General features: G+C 54.5%; 7 protein-coding genes and 1 pseudogene. 3 read left to right on the forward strand and 5 right to left on the reverse strand.

The features are described 5' to 3' along the window. Positions 1 to 87 precede the first annotated feature (87 nt). The gene (locus Q0J60_RS01125; protein ID WP_294438361.1) at positions 88 to 657 is read left to right on the forward strand and encodes a hypothetical protein; all 570 of its coding nucleotides are present in this window, start codon (positions 88 to 90) and stop codon (positions 655 to 657) included. A 421-nt stretch (positions 658 to 1,078) separates the two neighbouring features. Here the strand turns inward: Q0J60_RS01125 and Q0J60_RS01130 are convergent, their stop codons facing one another. From Q0J60_RS01130 to Q0J60_RS01140, 3 genes are all read right to left on the reverse strand, one after another. Continuing rightward, positions 1,079 to 2,554, reverse strand: coding sequence for a serine/threonine-protein kinase (locus Q0J60_RS01130; RefSeq protein ID WP_294438362.1), 1,476 nt, complete (start codon positions 2,552 to 2,554; stop codon positions 1,079 to 1,081). After that, positions 2,554 to 2,973 (reverse strand): XRE family transcriptional regulator, encoded by a 420-nt coding sequence (locus Q0J60_RS01135; RefSeq protein ID WP_294438363.1) that lies wholly within the window; start codon positions 2,971 to 2,973, stop codon positions 2,554 to 2,556. The genes Q0J60_RS01130 and Q0J60_RS01135 overlap by 1 nt, the downstream gene beginning before the upstream one ends. Positions 2,974 to 3,084: 111 nt before the next feature. After that, positions 3,085 to 3,618: an Ltp family lipoprotein gene (locus Q0J60_RS01140; RefSeq protein WP_294438364.1), complete on the reverse strand. Its 534-nt coding sequence runs from the start codon at positions 3,616 to 3,618 to the stop codon at positions 3,085 to 3,087. 231 nt (positions 3,619 to 3,849) lie between these two features. On the opposite strand from Q0J60_RS01140, the gene Q0J60_RS01145 reads away from it, so the two are divergent. Both Q0J60_RS01145 and Q0J60_RS01150 read left to right on the forward strand, forming a co-directional pair. Further along, positions 3,850 to 4,155: a type II toxin-antitoxin system Phd/YefM family antitoxin gene (locus Q0J60_RS01145; protein ID WP_294438365.1), complete on the forward strand. Its 306-nt coding sequence runs from the start codon at positions 3,850 to 3,852 to the stop codon at positions 4,153 to 4,155. Next, complete coding sequence (locus tag Q0J60_RS01150) at positions 4,148 to 4,474, forward strand: type II toxin-antitoxin system RelE/ParE family toxin (RefSeq protein WP_294438366.1); 327 nt, start codon at positions 4,148 to 4,150, stop codon at positions 4,472 to 4,474. The genes Q0J60_RS01145 and Q0J60_RS01150 overlap by 8 nt, the downstream gene beginning before the upstream one ends. Positions 4,475 to 4,593: 119 nt before the next feature. Here Q0J60_RS01150 and Q0J60_RS01155 read toward each other — a convergent pair whose 3' ends face one another. Together Q0J60_RS01155 and Q0J60_RS01160 are read right to left on the reverse strand one after the other, a co-directional pair. Continuing rightward, positions 4,594 to 5,475 carry an ankyrin repeat domain-containing protein gene (locus Q0J60_RS01155; RefSeq protein ID WP_294438367.1) on the reverse strand — a complete coding sequence of 294 codons (882 nt, stop codon included), beginning with the start codon at positions 5,473 to 5,475 and terminating at the stop codon, positions 4,594 to 4,596. Between the two features lie 195 nt (positions 5,476 to 5,670). Continuing rightward, positions 5,671 to 6,000, reverse strand: a pseudogene (locus Q0J60_RS01160) (Asp-tRNA(Asn)/Glu-tRNA(Gln) amidotransferase GatCAB subunit B); the annotation flags it as partial.

Here is a 6,000-nt window from a genome sequence, read left to right on the forward strand (position 1 = left end):
CAAACGCCTTAAACGCAACGCTTCTTCCTGCGGCGATATAATGAGAGCATACGCGGCGAGGGGTCCGCGCGAACGAAAGGGGATACAATGTCCAAGATGAAAAAGATTCTTGCCGTGCTGGTGGCGGCGCTTGCGCTGACCGCAGGGCTTTCGCTTGTCGCCTGCTCTTCGAGCGAATCGCCTGAAGACGCCATTCGCGCCGACCTTGCTGCGCAGTTCGACCCTATCAAGAACCATGACCAGGCAGTTATGGACGAACTTACCGCCAGCGTTGAGAGCGCCGGACTTGACGAATACGGCATTTCCAACAGCGATTACGTTGCGTCTCTGCTTGACGGCTTTGACTATGCCGTTGATTCGGTTACCGTTGCCGAAGATGGCAACACCGCCACCGCCGCAGTTACCGTGACCTGCAAGACGTTCACCGATGCCACTGCGCGCGCCGAAGAGCTTTCGGCCGAATTCGGCGAAAGCGACGAAATCCTGGACATGACCGCTGATGAGCTCAACGCGAAAATCGGTGAGATCATGATGCAGGCCATCGACGAGACCGAGCCCAAGGCCACCACGTGCGAGTTCGGCTACACGCTCGTCGACGGCACGTGGACCATCGACGCCAATGCCGAGAGCGAAATTTACAACGCGTTCTTCGCATAGGATCACGCTTGGGGGTGTCGTGCTATTGACCGCTCGACGCCCCGCAGCTCACAGCACGCAAAAGGCCGACGTGAAAGCGCCGGCCTTTTGCGTGCCCATTCGACTGCGTCGACAGGTATCACGAGTATGCAATCCAAATCGTTGCAATAATCACCCGTCCCGCCAGTTTTCCCGAGTATGTAATCCTCCGAGAATCATTTTCGGCGGCGCATTTGACTCACGCACTAAATAAATTGCGAAAATAGGGCACAATCGAACTCAAATGGGGTCTCATTGATGACCCGAATCACAAAAATGGCAGGCCGACCATTCTTGAGCGCCTGACAATGGATTACATACTCGGGAAAACTGGCAGAGTGCCCAATTTACGCATCAAAATGGATTACATACTCATGATAATTGCCAGGCATTATCGGCCGCGCTATGGACGTTGAGTGACAAGCAGCATCACCACGCCAATCGCCACCACCGTAACTATCGACAGCAATCCTGCAACAATGCCAAGCACCGCTCCCCTTTTCCCCTGCACGCGACGCACCGATGGGACGTATCGCGCAATCAGCCGCTTATCCAGTAAAGCGAAAAAGAAGCAGGCGAACATGACCATTACGCCCACATACATGACTACGTTGTACCACATCGGATACGATGCCGCCTCGCCGGTCGGATGCAGGACAACCTGGTCTACCCCAGATACCGCAAAAGCAACCCATAGGGCAATGAGCCCTCCATTCCAAAGCACTCCTGCCCAAAGCGGAACAGACTTGAGGGGCGACGAGGCACCAACGGGGTTGCCCTTTCCGCAATCGGCAGGCGCAGGAACAGGATGACGCCCGCATGGTCGAGGCTCATCGCGTGACACGTTGTCCACAAACGCTCTCGCTGCACCCTGCTGATTCGCGACGTTCCACTCAATCGAATCCACACTATTATTCAGCTCCACAGCGATTGGTTTGCCGGAACGCTCCATCGACTCGATAGCGAAAAGGAACGCCGCCTTGAACTCGCGAACGCTTTCGTAGCGATCATCGGGGTCAAATGCAGTAGCGCGCAGAAGCACCTCGCGTACCGAAGCGGGAATGCGCGAATCGAAAAATCCTTGCTCACGCACACGCGCATCGGGCGTCTTTTCCACGAGGCAGAAATACAGCAGCATGCCCAAGGCATATACATCGCTGCGTACGTCGGTCTGTCGATAGCCAAACTGCTCGGGCGGCGCATACGCACGCGTGCCGAACCGCACAGTATCGGCATCGGCATCTTCGCGAAAGGCCCGCGCGATGCCAAAGTCGATAATCGTCAGATTATCGTGAGAAAGAATGATGTTACTCGGCTTGAGATCGCGATGAATAATAGGCGGGTCGAACGCCTCGTGAAGCTCCGCAACGGCATCGCACAAACGGCAGAACACATCGACCGCAAGCGGCAACGACGGATCGCAACGATACACCACGTCGGCAAGCGTCTCGCCGCGCACATACTCCATGACCACCACGAGCATGTCATCAGCATCGTAGCAATCCACAACGAGAGGTATATGCCGAAACCTGCGACCTGCACGCTGAGCTTCGAAAATCCGACGATACGCCGAACCCAGGCCGGCGTCGCGCTTGATATATTTTCGAATATACGGCCCCTGCTCAGAGCCGTTGGCGCCCACGAAGTACACCCGTTGGGTTGTTTCGACCGGCGATTCTTTCAGTACGGAATCGACGCGATAGCATGCTTCGCGCCTCAGTGCATCAAGATGCTCTGCCAGTTCGTCGATCTCCATACTGTCCATGGTATCAGACCCCAACGAGACGGAATGCATCGCAGGAGCTTCAGCCCGAGGATCCTGACAGTTCGCATGCGCAACCGAATTCCCATCACTTTGCATCATGCCGCCATCCGCCATCAGCAGATAGTCTCCTCACCAAACCGATATAGCTCTTCATCCGCCCGCTGGAGTGAGTAACCGCGGTCGAGACAGAAAATGATGATGGCGTCGCGGCGGTTCTTGCAGTACAGTTCATTGGCGCCCGCAGCCTGCAGCATACGATTAGCCTCTTTGAGCGTGCAGCGCATCGCGAAAGCGATTTGCAGCACCTTGTTGCGCTTGGGATGACGCTGCCCCATGAAAATCTGGTAGCCAAATGTCTCGTTAAGGCCAGCAGCGCGCACGACATCGGCGCGTTCAAGCCCCTTCTCGTCAAGAAGTTGCTGTAGGTATTCAGAAAGCGACCGTTGCGTAATATTGCGCGCATCAGCAAATGCTGCCGGATTAGGCGCATCCAGCAGTTCTGCGAGCAATTCCTCTGTCAACGGCTCCTTCACGCGGCGCTTCCTTCGTCTTCGTTTGGTCTTTTGGTTTTCCATAATGATACATAAACAAACAATGCCGGATGTCCCAAATCAGGGCCACCCGGCATGCATGAGCACAGTTGTTTACTCCAGATGATCGACGGCGTACTGAGCCTCTTCGGCCGTAAACTGCTCGCCGTATTCAGAGGTGAGCTGATCATATATCGCATCAGGAGACATGGCCATGTCATTTTGATACACCTTTGCCTTCTCGAGCGCATTGGCCTTGTAATCCGCATCGAGATTGTCAATCGCGTATTGCGCTGCCTCCTCAGAGAACTGCTCTCCGTACTCGGAAACAAGCTGGTCATAAATCCCCTGTTTGGACATATGCATCATTTCGCTGTACGTTTCTGCCTTGGTGAGTGCCGACTTGTACTCCGTAGGCACCTCGGACCCCTCTTCGACAGGCTCCTGCTCCTGAATGGTCGTTTCGGCAGAGGCATCCGACGAGGACTCCTGCGAGCTATCGACCTGAACAGCCTGCTGGCTAGCCACATCCGTACTGCTCGAGGAACCAGAATCCGACCCAGAGCCTCCCGCCGCACCGCCAATAGCAATTACCGCAACCACAATGACGACCCAAAACCACACTCGTTTGTAGATTGGCTTCTTCATTTCTTCCCTTTCTCAATGCCCGTTCAGAGCCAATTAGATGCATTCCTCGCGAGAACGCATCTAATGCTAGGGAATTGAAAAAGCGATTTCATTAGCTCGCAGCTAATATCTGGCATATGGCATAGGGCGCATTTTCTCCACGCGCGCCCAACCGTAGATTGATTTCTTCTGTATATATTGATAAATTTATATCTATATACATAACGAATATAAATAGATAGGAAGAGAGCAATGCCCATCGCTGCAGCAACGTTGCCGATTATCAGGCCTATAACTGACCTCCGAACGAATCTCAACGACGTATGTGACCAAGCACGGGAATCACGAGAGCCACTCATTTTCACCAAAAACGGCACTCCTGCACTTGTGGTCATGGACAGCGCTGCCTACGAGGAGCAGCGCCAGCGCGACCGCATCTACCTTGCGGTGCGCGAGGCCGAGATTGAACAGAAATTCACGCCGGGCACCATCTCCGAGGTAGAAGCAAAAGCTCAGATGGACAACCTCTTTGCTACCCTAGGAATCTCACATGCATAGCATAGAGTACACGCCCATTGCGCTCCGCGATAAAAAAGCAATTGCATCGTACCTTGCCCTTGACTGCAACTCCCCGCAAGGTGCAATCAACGCAATAGCTTCAATCGATGGAGCCATAGAAACCCTTAAAACTATTCCCCAAGCAGGACGCCCCATTGACGACGACCGACTTGAAAATGAGGGATATCGAAGAATTGTCGCTGGACAGTACTGGATTTTTTATCGCATCGAAAGCGAGCGGGAGGCAGTTGTCATCCAGCGTATTCTTCATCAACGGCGCGATATAACCCCCCAGATGTACTACGACATAGATTTCTGATTCGAAGCCTTCGTTTGCAGCACGCAAACAAAAATCGGCGACGACTATCGAGGCGTCACGTAGTTAATTGACTGCTGAAAATAGAACAACATATTCATCGGATTTGGAGCGAATGCACCTTAAGGCTCAAGTGTTTCTGCGCGTTCGGATAGGATTTCTAGCGCATCCTCAGAGCTGATGCGCCCCTCGCTCTCGTAGTAGCGGACCATTGCACGGTAGTTATCCCACGGAGTATAACCATCGTCGTTTTTTGCCGTTATGTCTGCGCCCGCATCAAGCAGAAGGTCAATAGCCCTGTCGGACTCGCCCAAATCCATCGAACTGATGCCCGATCCAAGCCTGCTCACGCACCTGCCGGCGCTGGCGTTGTGCAGCGGCGTGTCCCCGCCCTCTCCTGCAACGTTCACGTCTGCGCCGTACTCAATGAGAAGCTCCACCATTTCGAGCGAGGAAAAACTCGTGGATGTGGCCATGATCAGAGCATAGTCCGAGTCGATGGGCACGCCGCCGTCATCGTAATCGTTGAGAGGCGTATTCAGGTCAATCGGACGCCCATCAGCTTGCGTGTCCTCCAGAATCAGTTCGACGCATTCCAGGTCACCATAGGCAATCGCCACCTGCAGCAGACTGCGATAAGAATGCAGGCCCTCGTCATCCAACTCCAAGTCGGGCGAAGCGAGCGCATCCGCCAGATCTTCGGGCTCGTGCGTTGTGATAGCTTCCGTGCAATCGTAATAATCGGTCGTGGATCCTGCAGTCGCGACGGGTATAACCACAGTAAACGTGAAGAACAACAGCACCGGCACGCTAAGCACGTAGAACACGATGGGGAGCGCGATGAGTCCGCCGAGCTTCTTGCCCTGCGCATGGCGTTTTTTGGTACGCGCCGCGAATACGATGGTCAGCACAACCGCCGCGATGAACAGAGCGACGGCTCCGAAAAACAAGAACACGAAAAACCCCATCGCGCTCAGCATGACCAGTACGCTTATTCCGCCCATTGCAGCCTCGTTCCACATTCCATCGAACCTCTTGCCCGTGGCGAACCCATTATCCCACGATCAACAGTGAAGAAGGCCAACGGGAAGAAAAAGGCGCGTCGCATATCGCAACGCGCCTTCGAAATGTTGAGGCAAAACCGCGGCGAAACAGCCGATTTGAAGCAGAAGCCTCAAGCCAATGCAACAGCTGAAACGTTATGCGTTCAGCTTCTTCGCAAGCAACTGGTTGATCATCTTGGGATTGCCCTGGCCGCGCATTTCCTTCATGCACTGCCCCACAAAGAACCCGATGAGCTTGGCGTTGCCCTCCTTGTAGCGAGCAACCTCGTCGGGATGCGCAGCGATGACGGCATCCACCACGGCCTCGATGGCACCGGTGTCGCTCACCTGCTTCATGCCGCGCTCGTCCACGATAGCGGCAGGGTCTTTATCCTCGTCGAGCACGGAGGCAAGCACCTCACGGCCCTGCTTGGACGAAATAGTATCTTCGGCCAGCAGGCGCACCAGCTCAATGGCGCGCTCGGG

Origin of the sequence: uncultured Slackia sp., assembly GCF_944321625.1 — a bacterium.
Classification (GTDB): domain Bacteria; phylum Actinomycetota; class Coriobacteriia; order Coriobacteriales; family Eggerthellaceae; genus Slackia.